A 17,037-nucleotide genomic window follows, 5' to 3' on the forward strand; every position below is an offset into this window, starting at 1 on the left:
TCATGTCTGTTAATCCGAATGTCAATAAAGTAAAAGATTGGATACTTAAAAATATTGATGCTCAAACTATTAAACCAGGGGAATCACTACCTAATGAATTGACTATGGCTAAAGATTGTGAGGTCGAAGTCAGTGACGTGCAAGTTGCGATACAAGAGTTAGTTACTGAACAAATTATCACGGAAAATTTTGAAGAAGGTGCGCGGGTTAAAGTCCCGCAACCTTTCTTTTATCCACTGGATGCACTAATGAGTATCGGACGTATGATTTCAGAAAAAGGTTATGAACATGGCACGATTTTTCTAAGCTTAAATGAAGAAATAGCTTCTTATGAAGATGCACAAGTGATGAATTTAGAAGATGACACAAATATCACGGTCATTGAACGGATTCGAACTGCAAACAATCATCCAGTCGTGTATTGTTTGGATAAAGTAGCTGAAAATATATTAGAGCATTTTGGTCGACATGACCAACAAACTTCTATATTAAAGGTCATTGAGTCTGTCACTCAGAAGGAAATTGCATATGCTGAGACAGAAATTGAAGCAATTAGTTATGAACCTTACATTTCTGAATTATTAGAAGCTGAACCAAAAGATGGACTGATGTTACTTAAACAAATGCATTATACAAAAGAAGGAACGCCCGTGCTTTATTCGTTAAATTATTTCAAAAGTAGCCTTGTGAAGTTTCGCACAATAAGAAAACGTCTATAAAGTATAAATAACAACAAGAAGGAGGAGATTATTTGTTAAATCATAATACGAATGATACCGGACCAATTTATGTACATCAAACAGATAAATTTAAAACAACCACCATTACTTTTAAATTTATGGCCCCTTTAGAGATTGAGACAATGACGAAACGTTCATTATTGAGTAAGTTGTTAGTGAGAGCAACACAACATTATCCGACAGACAAGCAATTTAATCAATATCTATCAAAATTGTATGGTGCCTATTTAAATAGTTCTGTATCGAAATTTAAAGATAGACATGTGATTACATTAACTTTAGAAATTGTAAATGAACGTTATCTTCTAAATAATGAACAATTATTTGATGAAGCATTAGATCTACTTAAAGAGATTCTTTTCCATCCATTAGTCGAAAAACATGAATTTAACAGTGTGTTTGTGAGACAAGAAAAAGAATTATTAAAGAAAAAATTAGCAGCGATAGAAGACAATAAATCACAAATTGCGTTTATCCGTTTACTTAAACATATGTTTGGTGATCACCCATATCGTTACATGGCAGCGGGCGAACTTGAATTTATTGATCAAATTACGCCAAAGGATATTTATGACACATATGAGAGTATGCTTCAAAATGATGAATGTGCCATCTATATTGTAGGAAATGTTGATGAAGCCTCAACAATTAAACAAATTCAATCAACATTTAAAACAAAACCTTTTACATATAATACAACGCAACTTAATTTAGACGATAATGGGCATACGAATCCTAATGAAATCATTGAAACGGATGACGTTGACCAAGCAAAATTAAATATGGGCTTTCGTTTTCCAACATACATGGGTCATCCTGATTATTATGCACTTGTCGTATTTAATATGATGTTTGGTGCTGACCCTTCATCCGTATTATTTAATGAAGTACGCGAACAAAAGAGTTTAGCTTATTCTATTCATTCTCAAATTGATGGTAAAAACGGATTTTTATTTGTCATTAGTGGTGTTTCAACTAAAGATTACGAACTAGCAAAAGATACTATTTTAGAAGCATTTAATCGTTTTGAAGCGGGCGACTTTACAGAAGAAAAGTTAAAATTAGCTCAAAAAATCATTTTGTCCCATCGTAAGGAAAGTAAAGACCGTGCGAAAAGTATCATTGAAATAATGCATAATCAACTTTTACTTCCGGAAGAAGAAACAAATGATTCTTACGATATATTTGAAAAACGAATTTTAGAAGTTTCTAAGGAAGATATTCAAAAGATTTGTAAACAAGCTAGTCTTGATACAGTGTATATCCTAACAAAAGGTGGTGAAGACGATGCGTAAAACATATTACGAACAAATCGATGAGACAGTCTATCAAAGCACTTTAAATAATGGATTAAATTTATTTATTATTCCTAAAAAAGATTTTCAAAAGACATTTGTGACATACACCACTCAATTTGGCTCATTAGATCATCGTTTTAAACCACAAGATTCTGATGAATTTATTACAGTGCCAGATGGGGTGGCCCATTTTCTTGAACATAAGTTATTTGAAAAAGAAGCGGGCGACTTATTTACAGACTTTGCTGAACACGATGCACAAGTGAATGCATTTACAACATTTGATCGCACTAGCTATTTATTTAGTGCCACCAACTATGTGGAAGATAATATTATTCGATTATTAAAAATGGTAGAAAGTCCTTACTTTACTGATGAATCTGTCGAAAAGGAAAAAGGTATTATCGCAGAAGAAATTAAAATGTATCAAGAACAACCAGGTTACCGTTTAATGTACAATACCTTAAAAGGGTTATATCATCATCATCCTGTTAAAGTAGATATTGCGGGTAGTGTGGATAGTATTTATCAAATCACAAAAGAGGATCTTTACGTATGCTACGACACATTTTATCACCCATCAAATATGGTGCTATTTGTGGTAGGCGATGTTGATCCGGAACATATTTATAATTTGGTTAACGAGCATGAAGAAACACGTCATCTTAATGCGCAACCTACAATTGAAAGAGATGATTTTAATGAACCAGAAGATATTGTCAAATCTCAATTTGTTGAAACGATGCCATTACAATCATCTCGTATTATGCTTGGCTTTAAAAATAAATTGATAAATACTTCGCATCAACAACGTGTTAAAGAGGATATAGAGATATCGTTATTTTTCGAAATGATTTTTGGAGAAGAAACGGAATTCTTTCAACAATTGTTAGATGAATCGTTAATTGATGAAACGTTTAGTTATCAAACAGTGATTGAACCAACCTATAGCTTTTCATTAATCACTTCCTCAACAACAAATATGGATGAGTTAAAACAACGATTATTAACGCAAATTGAATCAAATATGGGTGCTTTAGAAGATCAAACTGCATTTGATTTGTTAAAACGTCAATTTATTGGTGAATATATTTCGAGTTTAAATGCGCCTGAATATATTGCGAATCAATATACGAAATTTTATTTTGATGGCGTGAGTTTATTCGATTTATTAAATATAGTCGATCAAATCACTTTAAAATCTATTAATGATACTGTAACAAAACGAATTGATTTAACTCAAATGGTAGATAGTCGGTTGGAGAAAGAAACCTCATGAAGGCATTAGTTGTTGGAGGTTCGGGAACGATAGGTCGTGCGATTACGCAGGACCTTCTTTCAAATGGTTATGAAGTGATTGTTACGTATTTTCAAACGCCCCTTTCATCCCTTGAAGAAGCATTTCCAAACCAACCCATCCAATTTGTTCAGTTAGACTTATCAAAGGAAATTGATATTGCTGACACATTAGGGTTTATACATAATTTAGATACGATCATTTATGTCAGTGGAAAGAGTCAATTTGGATTACTTCAAGATATTTCAAATAGTGAAATTCACGAACATTATATGATAAATGTCTTTCAATTTATCAAAGTCACTCAATATTTTTTACCTCAGTTATTACAAAGTGAAAAAGGGAGAGTTATCGTGATTTCTTCTATTTGGGGAGAAATGGGTGCAAGTTTTGAAACGATCTATTCTACTATGAAAGCCGCACAGATAGGTTTTGTGAAAGCTTTAAGTCAAGAGTTGGCGAAAACCAATGTGACTGTCAATGCGATTGCACCAGGAGCTGTTGAGGGAAAGATGACAAATCAATTGAGTCAGGAAGATTACCAATTATTATTGGAAGAATTACCGCAAAATCGCTTAATTACACCGCAGGAAATTGCACATACAGTGAATTATCTGCTTGCACCAGCATCTAAAAGTATTACTGGAACAGTTCAAAGAATTAATGGTGGATGGTATTTATAATCTGATATAATTAAATTACAAATCATTAACGTGAACTTTCAAAGGGGTGATGGGTAGTGATTCAAAGAGAAAAGAAAGAATGGTATTTAGAATATACAATAAATGTTAACCGTGAAGGATTACTAGGAGATGTCTCTAGTTTATTAGGTATGATGGGGATTAATATCGGTACGATTAATGGTATCGATAAATCAATCAGAGCTTTTATTATTAAGTCGGATAACCCTGAAAAGGTAAAACGATTTGAGGCTATATTAAATGAAATAGACGATATCACGTTACGCGTATTGCGTGAACCACAATTAAAAGATCGATTAGCTGTACGTCATGGTCGTTTTGTTAAACAAGATAAAGAAGATAAAAAAATCTTTCGTTTTGAACGTGATGACTTAGGGTTATTAGTCGACTTTATGGCAGAGATTTTTAAAGAAGAAGGACATAAATTAATTGGTATACGTGGTATGCCTCGTGTTGGTAAAACAGAATCCATAGTCGCTGGTAGTGTATCTGCGCATAAAAAGTGGCTGTTTATCAGTTCTACATTGATTAAACAAACTGTACGTAGTTCTTTAATTAAAGGAGAATATGATAAAAATCACGTTTATATTATAGATGGTGCAGTAACTGCGAGAGAACGTAATCCTAAACATCAAGAATTGGTTAACGAAGTGATGACTTTACCTTCAGTCAAAGTAGTTGAGCACCCAGATCTGTTTGTAGAAACAAGTGATTATATATTAGATGATTTTGATTACATTATTGAATTGAGAGCAGATGAAGATCAAAAGATAGAGTATGAGGATATGAAACAAAAAACAGTGAAAAGTAAAAATAATTTAGATTTTGGAGATCCATTTGGTGGCTTTGGCGATGGTTTTGGCAATGATTTTGGATTTTAATGAAGGAGTGAAATGGCTTTGAAACAAATAGGTGAGGTCTTAAAAACTAAAAGAGAGCGTTTAGGTATGACCTTAAACGAGTTAGAAAAACGAACTCATATTCAACGAGAGACGCTCGTACATATAGAGAAAAATGATTTCACTTCGTTAAACAACGCAAATTACGTGCCAGGATTAATTATGAAATATGCCCATGCTGTCAATACAGATGGAAAACAGTTATTAAAATCTCATGAAGAAGAGCTTCCAGATACGCAAAAAGATGTTCAACAAGCACTAGTGCAATTGAATGATGATAAAATGGTAGCTTATCGAAATGAAGATAATGATATAAAGCAACTCTCTTTAATTATTGGTGCTTTTGTTATTGTGACGATAGTGCTTTGGGCCATATTAACAATTATGGTATAATAATGTAATAGGTTAAAGAGATGAAAAGAGGAAGAAAGATGAATATACCTAATCAAATTACAGTATTTCGTGTCATTTTAATTCCGGTATTTATGGTATTTGCATTGGTTGATTTTGGATTTGGCCAAGTTGAATTTTTAGGTGGTCAATCAGTGCGAATTGAATTTTTAATAAGTGGCATTATTTTTATTGTAGCTTCCTTAAGTGACTTTGTGGATGGTTACCTTGCTCGTAAATGGCAATTAGTAACAAATATGGGGAAATTTTTAGACCCATTAGCTGATAAATTATTAGTATCTGCAGCGCTTATTGTTTTAGTGGAACTACAATTAACAAGCTCAGTAGTCGCGATTATTATTATCGCGAGAGAATTTGCAGTGACCGGACTGCGTTTATTACAAATAGAACAAGGTTTTGTTAGTGCGGCAGGACAATTGGGTAAAATAAAAACAGCCGTCACTATGATCGCTTTAATTTTTATCTTAGTAGGAGATCCATTTAGTCAATGGTTAGGCTTTTCAATTGGTCAAATTCTATTATATGTCGGTGTATTTTTCACTGTATTATCTGGCATTGAATACTTCTACAAAGGTAAAGATGTGTTTTTACAAGATCGTAAACAATAATTTAAAAGAGGCTTAAACAAAGTAGTATTGTGACAGGTTATGAGCTACTCTAAAGCGTTTCGAGGTTGAGATATGTATGATACTGCAACCTCGAAATGGTGTAGCACCTATGAATCAAACAGTAATATTTTGTTTTAAGGCTCTTTTTTCGCTTAAAATTAGGATTAAGGGTGATGAGATATGGATGTATGTATTATTGCAGTAGGTTCAGAACTGCTGTTAGGTCAAATTACTAACACGAATGCGCAGTTTCTATCAAAGCAATTTAATGAAGTGGGGTACCACGTTAAAGAACACATTGTAGTTGGTGATAATCCTGAACGGTTATATCAAGTCACACAAAAAGCGTTAGCACAATTTGATTTAGTCGTATTTTCTGGTGGATTAGGCCCGACTAAGGACGATTTAACCAAACAAACCATTGCTCAAGTGCTTAATAAATCATTAGTCACTGATCAAGAAGCTTTAAAGTATATTGAAAAATATTTTAGAGATCAGGATAAAACAATGACACCGAATAATAAACAGCAAGCGCTTGTTATAGAAGGTTCTAAGGTGTTACCAAATGAAGTAGGTATGGCACCTGGTATGTATATTGAAACTGACGCAAATCATGTTGTAATGTTGCCTGGGCCACCAAGAGAAATGAAGCCAATGGTTACTAATCATTTGATGCCATATTTAAAAAAAGATACTCAAACTATTCACTCTGAAGTATTGCGTTTTTGTGGTATCGGTGAGTCCCAAATTGAAACAGAATTAATGGATTTAATTGACACACAAAGTAATCCTACCATTGCGCCACTCGCTGGTTCACACGAAGTCACGATTCGTTTGACGGCTAATGGTTCCTCCATAGAAGCGTGTAAGGCCTTAATAAAGCCTGTCAAACAAACTATTTTAGAGCGTGTAGGCCAGTATTATTATGGTTCTGACAATATCACACCAGAAGCGGCTGTTTTACAATACCAATCCCAAACGGTCGCAATTTATGATGGTGTAACAGAAGGATTATTAAACGCTAGATTAAAAGCCGTAAAAGATCATCAATTAATTAAAGGCTATTTACTACATCACCCAACATTTATCAATCAACAATTTGAAATGGAAGCGCAACTGGAAATGAGTTGTCAATTGGTCAAACAATTATTCCATTCCGATCAAGCCATCAGTATTTTAACAAAAGAAAATACAGTATTTGTAGGCTTTTTATCAAAAGATGATTGCTTAACAATAGAAACATTTAAGTTATCTAATGAACGACATATTAAACGTGATAGAAGTCAAAATTATGTTATGATACGTTGGTTAAATTGGTTAAAAGATTGAATTAACATGTAAAATGATGGTTTTAGAGAGTACGTGTGTTCGAAAAATGAGAAAAATACACCATAAAAATACGAACAAATATTCGTTTATGAGTTGTATTTTTATTTCATACCCTGTATAGTAATATATAAGTTAATACGTAATTATGATATTTAGGAGGTTCGCAATTGGATAATGAACGTCAAAAAGCATTAGATACTGTCATAAAAAATATGGAAAAATCATTTGGTAAAGGTGCAGTTATGAAACTAGGTGACAATAAAGATCGCCGTGTTTCTAGTGTATCAAGTGGTTCAGTTACATTAGACCACGCTCTAGGTGTAGGTGGTTACCCTAAAGGTCGTATCATAGAAGTATATGGTCCAGAAAGTTCTGGTAAGACGACGGTTGCGTTACACGCTATTGCCGAAGTTCAAAAAAATGGCGGTGTCGCTGCATTTATCGATGCCGAGCACGCATTGGACCCTGTATATGCTGAAGCACTAGGAGTAGATATCGATAACTTATATTTATCGCAACCTGACCATGGTGAACAAGGTCTTGAAATTGCAGAGGCTTTCGTTAGAAGTGGCGCAGTTGATATTGTAATTGTCGACTCTGTAGCAGCATTGACACCTAAAGCTGAAATTGAAGGTGAAATGGGAGATGCGCATGTCGGCTTACAAGCTCGTTTAATGTCTCAAGCATTACGTAAATTGTCGGCTGCGATATCTAAATCTAAAACAACGGCTATCTTCATTAACCAAATTCGTGAAAAAGTTGGCGTAATGTTCGGTAACCCTGAAACAACACCTGGTGGTCGTGCATTGAAATTCTATAGTTCAGTGCGCCTAGAAGTACGACGTGCTGAGCAATTAAAACAAGGACAAGATATTGTAGGTAACCGTACAAAAATTAAAATTGTTAAAAACAAAGTAGCACCACCATTTAAAGTGGCAGAAGTTGATATTATGTACGGTAAAGGTATTTCAAGAGAAGGAGAGCTTATTGATTTAGGTGTTCAACATGATATCGTTGATAAGTCTGGTGCTTGGTACTCTTACAATGGAGAACGTATGGGTCAAGGTAAAGAGAATGTTAAGCAATTCTTACGAGAAAATCCTCAAATTGAAGATGATATTGACCGTCAAATACGTGAAAAATTAGGTATATTCGACGGCGATGTAGAGGAAACAAAACAAGAAGAAGATAATCAAACTTTATTTGATGAGTAAGTGCGATAAGTGATAGATTATCAGTTTTGAACGGTTGGTGAGTGACTCACTAACCGTTTTTTAAAGCACTTATACGAAGCCAGTCTCTATGATTGGTTATTTGGAGGATGACAGATGAGGTAGAAGTGAATTTAATTGATTTTTGATATTTTTAGAGCGACAATGTCACAAACCTTGATTTTTAGTGTTTCAAAACGTACAATTAAAATTGTATGATTCTTATTTAATTCATATAATCATATACATGTTTGACATACAGAAGAAACCCTAGAAAAAGGAGGTGTTTGTGTGAATTTATTAAGCCTCTTACTCATTTTATTGGGGATTATTCTAGGCGTTGTTGTAGGATATTTGATTGCTCAAAATATGATCCATCAAAAGCTAGTACAAACTAAAAGTACAGCTGAGGACATTATTGAACAAGCGAATAAAGAAGCAGAAAATCTGAAAAAAGAAAAGTTAATCGAAGCAAAAGAAGAAAATCAAGCACTTCGAGAACGGACAGAAGGAGAACTGCGCGAACGACGTGGTGAACTTCAAAAACAAGAGTCCCGACTGCTTCAAAAGGAGGAGAACTTAGACCGAAAATCTGATTTACTTGATAAAAAAGATGAGATTTTGGAAGACAAGGAATCCAAACTTGAAGAGAGACAACAACAAGTAGATGTAAAAGAGACAAGTGTGCAATCATTAATAATGAAACACGAACAAGAATTAGAACGCATCTCCGGTCTCACGCAAGAAGAAGCACGTGAAGAACAGTTATCACGTGTTGAAGAAGAATTGTCACATGATATTGCTGCATTGGTAAAAGAAAAAGAACGTGAAGCTAAAGAAAAAGTAAATCAAAATGCAAAAGAACTATTAGCGACGGTTGTTCAACGATTCGCTGCTGACCATACATCAGAATCTACCGTTTCAGTGGTTAATTTACCTAACGATGAAATGAAAGGTCGCATTATAGGGCGTGAAGGTCGAAACATCCGTACATTAGAAACTTTAACAGGTATTGATTTAATCATTGATGATACACCTGAAGCAGTTATCTTATCAGGTTTTGATCCAATTCGTCGTGAAATTGCAAAAACTGCTTTAATTAATTTAGTTTCTGATGGTCGAATTCATCCTGGTCGAATTGAAGATATGGTTGAAAAAGCTAGAAAAGATGTGGATGAAATTATCCGAGAAGCGGGAGAACATGCTACGTTTGAACTCAATGTGCACAATATGCATCCAGACTTAATTAAAATTTTAGGTAGAATGCATTATCGAACAAGTTATGGTCAAAACGTTTTAAAACACTCTATAGAAGTTGCACATTTAACAGGCATGTTAGCAGCTGAACTCAACGAAGATGTGACATTGGCTAAACGTGCTGGTTTACTACATGATATTGGTAAAGCCATTGATCACGAAGTAGAAGGTAGCCATGTCGAAATTGGTGTGGAATTAGCTAAAAAATATAACGAATCTGAAACAGTGATTAATGCTATTCATTCTCATCATGGAGATGTTGAGCCAAATAATATCATTTCCATTTTAGTTGCTGCAGCAGATGCTTTATCAGCTGCACGTCCAGGTGCACGTAAAGAAACTTTAGAAAATTATATTAAACGTTTAGAGCGACTTGAAGAAATTTCTGAAAATCATGATGGGGTTGAAAAGGCATTTGCTATTCAAGCTGGACGTGAAATTCGCGTTATTGTAACCCCTGATGTAATAGATGATTTAAAATCACATCGTTTAGCACATGATATTAAAAAGCAAATTGAAAGTGAACTTCAATATCCAGGACATATTAAAGTGACAGTTGTTCGTGAGACAAGAGCAATTGAATATGCTAAATAAGCATATGGTAATTAAAAAGTAAAACAAGGTGGCACATCAAACAAATGTTGATGTGCCACCTTGTTTTAGTGTTAAATATGTTTATTTATAGTGTATGTTATTGATGTTGTTCATTACAAAGTCCTAAATCTGTTTCACGTAACTCTTTTAAAGTACCTGAAGTATCCATGTTATTAGAAGAAATGCTAGTATAACGTTCAGCGATATGATACGCATGAATATATAATTCAATACTTTCTTTAGCAATATCTTCAGGTTCCTTTTCTTTTGAAGGATTTGCACTGACTACGAGTTCAGCGAATTTTTCTGGATCAATATTAATAGACATAAAGTAAAAAACATCTCCTAGATTATAGTAATTGAGCTTGAGACATAATTGATGAATTCCGCATCTTTGTATCAAAATCTCAATCTCTTTATTAATGGCAATACCCTAGTTAAGCTTTGATTAATCATTGAATGTGTTTATTTTAAAACTTTTAAATGTGTATGAGTATAATCTTAAGAGATATAAAAGGGCGATTCTAATAAATATATTATTGCTTTTCAACAATTGACAACCTATTTCAAAAAGATAAAATAGATAAATGTAAACGAAAGTATTGTGACATCAGTTCACATGATATAATGATTAAGGAATTGATGAAGAGACTTTCATTAGAGAGGACGTAACTAAAATGAGAATCTTATTTATTGGAGATATTGTAGGAAAGGTAGGACGCGAAACTTTATCAGATTACTTATCAAAATTAAAGCAACGCTACCGCCCAACAGTAACCATTGTGAATGCTGAAAATGCAGCCCACGGTAAAGGATTAACCGAAAAAATATATAAACAATTGTTACGTGAAGGCGTTGATTTTATCACAATGGGAAATCATACGTACGGTCAAAGACAAATCTATGAATTCATTGGTGATGCGACGCGTATGGTTCGACCTGCTAACTTTCCAGACGAAGCACCTGGAGTAGGTATGAGAATTATTAAAATCAATGATAAACAACTTGCTGTAATTAATTTACAAGGTCGCAGCTTTATGGCGGATATTGATGATCCGTTTAAAACAGCGGACCGACTCATCAAAGAAGCTCAAAAAGAAACAGACTATATATTTGTAGATTTTCATGCCGAAACGACTTCTGAAAAAAATGCGATGGGTTGGTATCTTGATGGAAGAGCTAGTGCTGTAGTAGGTACCCATACACACATTCAAACGTCAGATGAACGCATTCTTAATCAAGGTACAGCGTATATTACTGATGTAGGAATGACAGGATACTACGATGGTATTTTAGGGATCAATCGTGAGGAAGTCATTACGCGTTTTATTACAAGTTTGCCCCAACGACATGTTATCCCGGATGAAGGGCGTGGTGTATTGTCGGGTGTCATTGTAGATATTAATGAAGATGGCACAGCTAAACATATCGAACGTATTTTAATTAATGATGATCACCCATTTGAATAATAACGTAATACTGAATGGTCTTAATTATCGTCCATTAGTATGAAAATTGCTATAATCCATTGTTTTTAAGGAAAATAATGGATTATTTTGTTATGATATTGAGTGAATTCAACGTGTAGGAGGCTAAATCTATGAAATCTCAAGTATCATGGAAAGTCGGTGGACAACAAGGTGAGGGGATTGAATCTACAGGTGAAATCTTCGCAACTGCTATGAACCGAAAAGGATACTATTTATATGGATACCGTCACTTTTCTAGCCGAATTAAAGGCGGCCATACTAATAATAAAATTCGTGTATCAACTACTCCTGTACATGCCATTAGTGATGATTTAGATATACTTGTCGCGTTTGACCAAGAAACCATCGAATTAAATCACTACGAAATGCGGGAAGATAGTGTCATTTTAGCTGATAGTAAAGCAAAACCTGAAAAACCTGATACATGTAAAGCACAATTAATTAGCTTACCATTTACAGAAAAAGCTAAAGAATTAGGTACTACTTTAATGAAAAACATGGTAGCCATTGGTGCGACGGCGGCATTAATGCACTTAGACACTGATACTTTTAAAGATTTAGTATCAAATATGTTTATGAAAAAAGGCGAAAAGGTTGTTGAATTAAATATTCAAGCGATGAATGAAGGCTATCAAATGATGCAAGATGAATTGTCAACAACAACTGGTGATTTTGAACTTGAACAAAGTGAAGGCGTACCTCACCTTTATATGATTGGTAATGATGCGATTGGATTAGGTGCCATTTCAGGTGGCGCACGTTTTATGTCTGCTTATCCAATTACACCAGCTTCTGAAATTATGGAATACATGATTGATAATTTACCAAAAGTTGGCGGTACTGTTATTCAAACGGAAGATGAAATTGCAGCTGCTACAATGGCAATTGGTACAAACTATGCAGGTGTTCGCGCATTTACAGCATCGGCGGGTCCTGGTTTATCATTAATGATGGAATCTATTGGTTTATCAGGTATGACTGAAACGCCATTAGTGATTGTCAATACACAACGAGGCGGTCCTTCTACAGGATTACCAACAAAACAAGAGCAATCTGATTTAATGCAAATGATTTACGGTACGCATGGTGATATTCCAAAAATTGTTGTTGCACCAACTGATGCTGAAGATGCATTCTATTTAACTATTAAAGCATTTAATTTAGCGGAGCAATATCAATGTCCAGTTATTATTCTAAGTGATTTACAACTTTCATTAGGTAAACAAACTGTTAAAAACTTAGATTACAATAAAATTGATATTAAACGCGGTTCAACAATCACAGAAACAATCGATCGTGAAGAAGATGATAAAGGATACTTTAAACGCTACGCTTTAACAGAATCAGGCGTTTCACCGCGACCAATCCCTGGCGTTAAAGGTGGTATTCACCATGTAACTGGTGTAGAACACAATGAAGAAGGAAAACCTAGTGAAGCGGCTGATAATCGTCAAAATCAAATGGAAAAACGTATGCGTAAAACAGAACACTTATTGATAGATAAACCGGTTGAAGGTGAACTAAAATACGATAATGCAGATATTCTTTATTTAGGTTTTGTTTCCACAAAAGGCGCTATTCAAGAAGGTACGGCTCGATTAGAAGAAGAAGGTCATCAAATCGAACATCTTCAAATTCGTCAACTTCACCCGTTCCCAAGCCAAACAATTCAAGATGCTGTAGATAGAGCTGAAAAAGTAGTTGTAGTGGAACATAACTATCAAGGACAACTTGCCAATATTATCAAAATGAATGTGGTATTAGGTGACAAACTTGTAAATCAAACGAAATACGATGGCACACCATTTTTACCAAAAGAAATTGAAACGAAAGGTCAAGAAATCTTAAATTCGTTAAAGGAGAGAATGTAATTGGCTACATTTAAAGACTTTAGAAATAACGTTAAACCTAACTGGTGTCCTGGTTGTGGTGATTTCTCAGTTCAAGCTGCTATTCAAAAAGCTGCAGCAAATGTGGGACTTGAACCAGAAGAAGTTGCATTGATTACAGGAATTGGTTGTTCTGGTCGTTTATCTGGTTACGTAAATTCATACGGTGTCCATGCAATTCATGGCCGTGCATTACCTTTAGCGCAAGGTGTTAAAATGGCTAACCGCGATTTAACTGTTATTGCTTCAGGCGGTGACGGTGACGGATATGCGATCGGAATGGGACATACAATTCATGCGCTTCGTCGAAATATGAACATCACTTATATCGTCATGGATAACCAAATTTATGGATTAACAAAAGGTCAAACATCACCGTCATCAGCACCAGGTTTTATTACAAAAACAACACCTAAGGGCAGTATCGAACAAAATGTTGCGCCTTTAGAGTTAGCCTTATCATCTGGAGCAACATTCGTAGCGCAAGGATTTTCAAGTGATATTAAAGCGCTGACTAAAATGATTGAAGATGCAATCAATCACGACGGTTTTTCATTCGTAAATGTCTTTTCACCATGTGTAACTTACAATAAAGTGAACACTTACGATTGGTTTAAAGAAAACCTAACATCAGTAGATGATATTGAAGACTACGATGTAACTGATAAACAAAAAGCGATTCATACCGTATTAGAACATGAATCATTGTTAAAAGGGATTATTTATCAAGATACCACAACACCATCTTATGAATCTCAAATTGAAGAACTTGGAGAAACACCACTTGCACATCAAGATTTAAATATTGATGAATCACAATTTAATGAACTAACACAACAATTTGTATAAATAATGATTTAAGGTTAGTGGTGAACACACGATGTTGAATAGTTGACTAATGTGTTCACTATTAGCCTTTTTTATTTAAAATTAAAAATAACTTATCTCGTAAAATAAGGAGGATATAAAATGAATAATACGTTAATGAGTATTCAAGTCATTCCGCAAACACCTAATGGAAAAGATGTCATTCCATATGTTGATGAAGCGATTCAAATCATTGATGCGTCAGGGTTAAAACATAGAGTAGGTGCTCTAGAAACGACAATTGAAGGTGAGATGAGTGAGCTTTTAATACTTATTCAGAAAATAAATGAACGCATGGTGGAATTAGAGGTGCCTAGCATTATTAGTCAAGTGAAATTCTATCATGTACCTGAAGGGATTTCGATTGAAACGTTAACAGGTAAGTACGACGAGGACCTTCACTAAAGATATTTTACTAATTTATGAAAATCTATCATCCCACTTTGCACTTTTTACTGTTTTTTAATATAATGTACTAATGATATATGGGCAGAAAGGGTTTTGCATGTGAATGAGGAACAAAGAAAAGCTGGAACGATAGACGTTTTAGCCAATCGCAATAAAAAAGAAGAAAAAGATTATAGTCAGTACTTCGAGTTTGAACACGTTTATCAACCCCCAAGTCTTAAAGAAGCCAAAAAACGTGGTAAGGAAGAAGTACAATACAATAGAGATTTCCAAATTGATGAAAAATACCGCGGTATGGGTAAAGGTCGTACCTTTTTAATTAAAACATATGGTTGTCAGATGAATGCGCATGATACAGAAGTAATGGCTGGTATTTTTACAGCATTAGGATATACAGCAACAGACGATATCAATGAAGCGGATGTTATTTTACTGAATACATGTGCCATTCGTGAAAATGCAGAAAATAAAGTATTTGGTGAAATTGGCAACTTAAAACATATTAAACAAGAACGCCCAGATTGTTTAATAGGTGTATGCGGATGTATGTCTCAAGAAGAGTCTGTTGTCAATAAAATTTTAAAATCTTATCAAAATGTGGATATGATTTTTGGAACACATAACATTCATCGTTTACCAGAAATATTAGAAGAAGCCTATTTATCTAAAGCCATGGTTGTTGAAGTTTGGTCAAAAGAAGGCGACGTGATTGAAAACTTACCTAAAGTACGAGATGGCCAAATTAAAGCATGGGTTAATATTATGTATGGTTGCGATAAATTCTGTACGTATTGCATTGTTCCATTTACGCGTGGTAAAGAAAGAAGCCGTCGTCCACAAGATATTATCGATGAAGTACGAGATTTAGCAAGACAAGGTTACCAAGAAATTACATTATTAGGGCAAAACGTTAACTCATATGGTAAAGACTTAGAAGATATGGAATATGGCTTAGGTGATTTATTAGAGGATATTTCTAAAATTGATATTCCTCGCGTACGTTTTACAACAAGTCATCCATGGGACTTCACTGATCGCATGATTGAAGTTATAGCAAATGGTGGTAATATTGTGCCACATATCCATTTACCAGTTCAGTCAGGAAATAATCAAGTACTTAAGATTATGGGACGTAAATATACAAGAGAAAGTTATCTTGATTTAGTATCAAGAATTAAAGAAGCCATCCCTGATGTGGCATTAACAACAGATATTATTGTAGGTTATCCAAATGAAACAGAAGAACAGTTCCAAGAAACAATGACTTTATATGAAGAAGTTGGATTCGAACATGCTTACACTTACTTATACTCTCAACGTGATGGTACACCGGCTGCTAAAATGAAAGATAATGTTCCAACTGAAGTGAAAAAAGATCGCTTACAACGTCTTAACAAACTTGTTGGAGAGTACTCTGCTAATGCATTAAGTCAATACGAAGGCGAAACGGTACGTGTACTTTGTGAAGGTTCAAGTAAAAAAGATGAAGAAGTTTTAGCAGGATATACTGAGAAAAATAAATTAGTAAACTTCCGTGCACCACGCTCAGTTATTGGAAAAATAGTAGATGTTAAAATTACAGAAGCAAAACAATATTCATTAAATGGCGAGTTTGTCGGTGTAAGTGAAGCAGCTATGGTGACACCATAGATGGATAAATTGTATAGTCGTGATGATGTTATCAGTGCAACAAAGCAGTTATCAGAGCATATACATCAATTAGAAATGGTTCAAAATTACCAATTAATTGAGAAACGTGTTCATGAGAATGAGCGTTTAAAGCATTATATGAATCATTTAAAACGCTCGCAAAAACAATCTGTTAATTTTCAAAACTACAATAAACCTGTAGCTTATCAACAGTCTGAAGATAGTATTAATGCTATTAAATCAGATATAGATGAGATTCCGATTGTTAACCAATTTCGTGAAGCTCAAAATGAAACAAATGAATTGTTGCAACTCATTACAAAAACATTGTATCAGCGACTTCAAGAAAATAGTGATACGACACTATTTGAAGATAAGGAGTCATAAC

17 protein-coding genes are annotated in these 17,037 nt (G+C 34.3%); 16 read left to right on the forward strand and 1 reads right to left on the reverse strand.

The genetic code is table 11. The features are described from left to right. Positions 1 to 2 precede the first annotated feature (2 nt). From ACEE93_RS03590 to rny, 10 genes are all read left to right on the forward strand, one after another. Positions 3 to 719, forward strand: coding sequence for a GntR family transcriptional regulator (locus ACEE93_RS03590; RefSeq protein WP_449154928.1), 717 nt, complete (start codon positions 3 to 5; stop codon positions 717 to 719). Between the two features lie 32 nt (positions 720 to 751). After that, on the forward strand, positions 752 to 2,035 hold the full coding sequence (gene yfmF, locus ACEE93_RS03595) for an EF-P 5-aminopentanol modification-associated protein YfmF (protein ID WP_449154929.1): 1,284 nt from the start codon (positions 752 to 754) through the stop codon (positions 2,033 to 2,035). Beyond that, positions 2,028 to 3,317 carry an EF-P 5-aminopentanol modification-associated protein YfmH gene (gene yfmH / locus ACEE93_RS03600; protein WP_449154930.1) on the forward strand — a complete coding sequence of 430 codons (1,290 nt, stop codon included), beginning with the start codon at positions 2,028 to 2,030 and terminating at the stop codon, positions 3,315 to 3,317. The genes yfmF and yfmH overlap by 8 nt, the downstream gene beginning before the upstream one ends. Then, a complete protein-coding gene (gene ymfI, locus ACEE93_RS03605) occupies positions 3,314 to 4,018 on the forward strand; it encodes an elongation factor P 5-aminopentanone reductase (RefSeq protein ID WP_449154931.1) in 705 nt (234 codons plus the stop codon). Before yfmH ends, ymfI begins: the two co-directional genes overlap by 4 nt. A gap of 56 nt (positions 4,019 to 4,074) precedes the next feature. Then, positions 4,075 to 4,917 carry a DUF3388 domain-containing protein gene (locus tag ACEE93_RS03610; RefSeq protein WP_449154932.1) on the forward strand — a complete coding sequence of 281 codons (843 nt, stop codon included), beginning with the start codon at positions 4,075 to 4,077 and terminating at the stop codon, positions 4,915 to 4,917. Positions 4,918 to 4,929: 12 nt separating this feature from the next. Beyond that, on the forward strand, positions 4,930 to 5,328 hold the full coding sequence (locus ACEE93_RS03615) for a helix-turn-helix domain-containing protein (RefSeq protein ID WP_449154933.1): 399 nt from the start codon (positions 4,930 to 4,932) through the stop codon (positions 5,326 to 5,328). A 38-nt stretch (positions 5,329 to 5,366) separates the two neighbouring features. Further along, positions 5,367 to 5,954, forward strand: a complete 588-nt coding sequence (gene pgsA / locus ACEE93_RS03620; protein WP_449154934.1) for a CDP-diacylglycerol--glycerol-3-phosphate 3-phosphatidyltransferase — start codon at positions 5,367 to 5,369, stop codon at positions 5,952 to 5,954. Between the two features lie 180 nt (positions 5,955 to 6,134). Next, positions 6,135 to 7,283, forward strand: coding sequence for a CinA family nicotinamide mononucleotide deamidase-related protein (locus tag ACEE93_RS03625; protein WP_449154935.1), 1,149 nt, complete (start codon positions 6,135 to 6,137; stop codon positions 7,281 to 7,283). 167 nt (positions 7,284 to 7,450) lie between these two features. Next, entirely contained in the window at positions 7,451 to 8,497 is a 1,047-nt protein-coding gene (gene recA, locus ACEE93_RS03630) for a recombinase RecA (protein WP_449154936.1), read from the forward strand. A gap of 288 nt (positions 8,498 to 8,785) precedes the next feature. Continuing rightward, a complete protein-coding gene (gene rny / locus ACEE93_RS03635) occupies positions 8,786 to 10,345 on the forward strand; it encodes a ribonuclease Y (RefSeq protein ID WP_449154937.1) in 1,560 nt (519 codons plus the stop codon). 97 nt (positions 10,346 to 10,442) lie between these two features. Here the strand turns inward: rny and ACEE93_RS03640 are convergent, their stop codons facing one another. Next, positions 10,443 to 10,673: a hypothetical protein gene (locus ACEE93_RS03640; RefSeq protein ID WP_449154938.1), complete on the reverse strand. Its 231-nt coding sequence runs from the start codon at positions 10,671 to 10,673 to the stop codon at positions 10,443 to 10,445. 349 nt (positions 10,674 to 11,022) lie between these two features. On the opposite strand from ACEE93_RS03640, the gene ACEE93_RS03645 reads away from it, so the two are divergent. The 6 genes from ACEE93_RS03645 (at position 11,023) to ACEE93_RS03670 (ending at position 17,036) form a co-directional block, all read left to right on the forward strand. Then, the gene (locus tag ACEE93_RS03645) at positions 11,023 to 11,814 is read left to right on the forward strand and encodes a TIGR00282 family metallophosphoesterase (protein ID WP_449154939.1); all 792 of its coding nucleotides are present in this window, start codon (positions 11,023 to 11,025) and stop codon (positions 11,812 to 11,814) included. A 131-nt stretch (positions 11,815 to 11,945) separates the two neighbouring features. Beyond that, complete coding sequence (locus ACEE93_RS03650) at positions 11,946 to 13,706, forward strand: 2-oxoacid:acceptor oxidoreductase subunit alpha (RefSeq protein WP_449154940.1); 1,761 nt, start codon at positions 11,946 to 11,948, stop codon at positions 13,704 to 13,706. Beyond that, positions 13,707 to 14,573 (forward strand): 2-oxoacid:ferredoxin oxidoreductase subunit beta, encoded by an 867-nt coding sequence (locus tag ACEE93_RS03655; RefSeq protein WP_449154941.1) that lies wholly within the window; start codon positions 13,707 to 13,709, stop codon positions 14,571 to 14,573. Positions 14,574 to 14,693: 120 nt separating this feature from the next. Continuing rightward, positions 14,694 to 14,996 carry a thiamine-binding protein gene (locus ACEE93_RS03660; RefSeq protein ID WP_449154942.1) on the forward strand — a complete coding sequence of 101 codons (303 nt, stop codon included), beginning with the start codon at positions 14,694 to 14,696 and terminating at the stop codon, positions 14,994 to 14,996. Positions 14,997 to 15,098: 102 nt separating this feature from the next. Further along, positions 15,099 to 16,649, forward strand: coding sequence for a tRNA (N6-isopentenyl adenosine(37)-C2)-methylthiotransferase MiaB (gene miaB, locus ACEE93_RS03665; protein ID WP_449154943.1), 1,551 nt, complete (start codon positions 15,099 to 15,101; stop codon positions 16,647 to 16,649). Between the two features lie 9 nt (positions 16,650 to 16,658). Next, a complete protein-coding gene (locus ACEE93_RS03670) occupies positions 16,659 to 17,036 on the forward strand; it encodes a YlbF family regulator (protein WP_449155005.1) in 378 nt (125 codons plus the stop codon). Position 17,037: the final 1 nt, after the last annotated feature.

Source organism: Staphylococcus sp. 11262D007BW, from assembly GCF_053547815.1.

Coding starts and splice junctions, on each gene's coding strand:
- ACEE93_RS03615 (WP_449154933.1), top strand. CDS start 4,930: ATGGCTTTGAAACAAATAGGTGAGGTCTTAAAAACTAAAAGAGAGCGT.
- yfmH (WP_449154930.1), top strand. CDS start 2,028: ATGCGTAAAACATATTACGAACAAATCGATGAGACAGTCTATCAAAGC.
- ACEE93_RS03650 (WP_449154940.1), top strand. CDS start 11,946: ATGAAATCTCAAGTATCATGGAAAGTCGGTGGACAACAAGGTGAGGGG.
- ACEE93_RS03640 (WP_449154938.1), bottom strand. CDS start 10,673: ATGTCTATTAATATTGATCCAGAAAAATTCGCTGAACTCGTAGTCAGT.
- ymfI (WP_449154931.1), top strand. CDS start 3,314: ATGAAGGCATTAGTTGTTGGAGGTTCGGGAACGATAGGTCGTGCGATT.
- pgsA (WP_449154934.1), top strand. CDS start 5,367: ATGAATATACCTAATCAAATTACAGTATTTCGTGTCATTTTAATTCCG.
- ACEE93_RS03590 (WP_449154928.1), top strand. CDS start 3: ATGTCTGTTAATCCGAATGTCAATAAAGTAAAAGATTGGATACTTAAA.
- ACEE93_RS03645 (WP_449154939.1), top strand. CDS start 11,023: ATGAGAATCTTATTTATTGGAGATATTGTAGGAAAGGTAGGACGCGAA.
- ACEE93_RS03660 (WP_449154942.1), top strand. CDS start 14,694: ATGAATAATACGTTAATGAGTATTCAAGTCATTCCGCAAACACCTAAT.
- ACEE93_RS03625 (WP_449154935.1), top strand. CDS start 6,135: ATGGATGTATGTATTATTGCAGTAGGTTCAGAACTGCTGTTAGGTCAA.